This is a genomic window from Nonomuraea antri, assembly GCF_013283785.1.
GTDB lineage: Bacteria > Actinomycetota > Actinomycetes > Streptosporangiales > Streptosporangiaceae > Nonomuraea > Nonomuraea antri.
The window spans coordinates 1-1,813 of sequence record NZ_JABCPZ010000507.1; the positions used below are offsets into that span (position 1 = coordinate 1).

Sequence of the window (1,813 nt, forward strand, 5' to 3'; positions counted from 1 at the left end):
CCCCCGACGCCCCCGACACGCCGGCTGTTCTGGACGTCCTCGACGTCGGCTGCGGCACCGGGATCTCCGCCCGGCCGTTCCTGAACGCCGGCTGCCGCGTGCTCGGCGTCGAACCCGACGCCCGCATGGCCGAACGCGCCCGCCACGGCGGGGTCGAGGTCGAGGTGGCCACCTTCGAATCCTGGGACCCGGTCGGCCGCACCTTCGACGCGGTCGTCTCCGGGCAGTCCTGGCACTGGGTGGACCCGGACGCGGGAGCGGCCAAGGCGGCCCGGGTGCTCCGCCCCGGCGGGCGCCTGGCGGCGTTCTGGAACGTCTTCCAGCCGCCGTCCGAGCTCGGCGCGTCCTTCGCCGCGGTCTACCGCCGGGTCCTGCCCGACCTGCCGTACAGCGGCAACACCCTGCCGGGGCTGGAGGCGTACGAGCAGATGGCCGGCAAGGCCGCCGGCGGGATGCGCGGCTCGGGCGCGTTCGGCGAACCCGAACTGTGGCACCTGCCGTGGGAGCGGGTCTACACGCGGGAGGAGTGGCTGGATCAGGTGCCGACCTTCGGCGGCCACCACCTGCTCCCACCCGCGCAGCTCGCCGAGCTGCTGGCGGGGATCGGGGAGGTGGTCGACGCGGCGGGCGGCTCCTTCACCATGAACTACACCACCCTCGCCATCACCGCCCGTCTCGCCTGACCGGCCGGCAGGCTTCCGGGGACGGCGACCGCGAGAACACGCCCCGTCCGCCCGGCGCCTTGGGGGAGCAGCCGGACCCGGCTACCAGGCAGGCTGTCTGGTGCCGGCAGTCACAGGCCGACGTAGGTCCGGGGGAGCAGGAACCGCCGGCGGGCCTGCGGTCGGCGAACAGCGCCGCGGGCCACCCGAACCGGCCGCGCCCCCAGAGTCACACCGCCGCCCGCTCCGCCCCGGTCAGGGCGTGTCCCCGGCGTGGGCGAGTGCCGACGGGGTCAGGCGTCCGACGATGGCCGGGGCCTCCTGGACGAGGCTGTCGTCGTCCACCGCCTCGATCATGAAGCGGGCGTAGTCGATCCGGCGGGTCCGGTTGCTGGCCAGGATCGGGTCACCCACGTGCCGGCTCCACACCGGCAGGCCCTGACTGTCACCCTCCTCCAGGTCGCTGCCGCGCACGACCGTCCAGCGGGTGTCACTGGTGAACACCCGTCGGCACGCCTCCACCTGGTCGTCGATGTCGACGAACCGGGCGAGCTTGGCCAGCCGCCCGAACACGGCCGCGTAGAGGCGGAACGTCCAGGGGTAGACGTCCTGGCCGTCGCGGGTGATGTGCCAGCCGCAGGAGAACACCAGCCGGGCGCCCGGACGGGCGTGGTCGAGCACGGCCTGGGCGGTGCCCGAGGCGTAGTGGCGCATCCCCCACGGGACCAGCACCGTGAGCACGGCGTCGCAACCGGCGACCGCGCGGGCGATGACCGCGCGGTCGTCGGTGGGGCCGGGGATCACGGTGATCCGCCCCGCGAAGTCGGCGAGCTTGCCGACGCTCTTCTCCCGGCAGACGCCCACGACCTCGAACCCGCGCTCCAGCGCGTGCCGCACCAGGTAGCGCCCGAGCTTGCCGGACGCCCCGACGACGCACACCCGCCGGCCCGCACCCGCCCCCGTATCCGTGCCCGCTTCTGCTTCCGTGCCTGTTCCCGTGTCAGGCCCGCCGGCCGCCGGTAACCCGTTGGATTCCACGATCCCTCCTCAGCGCACGACGCGCACGACGTGTACGACCACCACCGACTTACACCGTAAGGTATAGCCTTGCAGTGTAAGGTCGGTCAAGCCCCGCACCCCTCGGCCAGGAG

2 protein-coding genes are annotated in these 1,813 nt (G+C 73.7%); one reads left to right on the plus strand and one right to left on the minus strand.

Annotated elements, in window-relative coordinates:
• The coding region (locus tag HII36_RS54975; RefSeq protein ID WP_173531348.1) for a class I SAM-dependent methyltransferase at positions 1 to 683 on the plus strand (683 nt) is incomplete at its 5' end.
• Positions 684 to 917: 234 nt separating this feature from the next.
• Here the strand turns inward: HII36_RS54975 and HII36_RS54980 are convergent.
• On the minus strand, positions 918 to 1,700 hold the full coding sequence (locus HII36_RS54980; RefSeq protein WP_173531349.1) for an NAD(P)-dependent oxidoreductase: 783 nt from the start codon (positions 1,698 to 1,700) through the stop codon (positions 918 to 920).
• Positions 1,701 to 1,813 lie beyond the last annotated feature (113 nt).